Raw genomic sequence first — 216 nt, 5'->3', positions numbered from 1 at the left:
ACGGCAATCTGGAGTTCCTGGGTCGCAACGACGACCAGGTGAAGATCCGCGGCTACCGCATCGAGCCGGGCGAGATCGTAGCAAAGCTTTGCGAGCACGCCTTTGTGCGCGAGGCGGTGGTGGTGGCGCGCCAGAGCCGCGCCGGCGACAAGCATCTGATCGCCTATGTGGTCTGCGCGCCGGAGACCGGCGCCCCCGAGACCGGGACGGACGAGG

At 68.1% G+C, this 216-nt stretch carries 1 protein-coding gene; it reads left to right on the top strand.

Features of this window, described 5'->3' with window-relative positions; all coding sequences use genetic code 11:
• Positions 1 to 216: amino acid adenylation domain-containing protein (locus FNJ47_RS49475; protein WP_163163950.1), on the top strand; the 216-nt coding region annotated here is incomplete at both ends.

The sequence above is a fragment of the Bradyrhizobium uaiense genome (assembly GCF_010811875.1).
Classification (GTDB): domain Bacteria; phylum Pseudomonadota; class Alphaproteobacteria; order Rhizobiales; family Xanthobacteraceae; genus Bradyrhizobium; species Bradyrhizobium uaiense.
The sequence above is the reverse complement of the archived record's forward strand: the minus strand, read 5'-3'. Positions and strand labels throughout refer to the sequence as shown.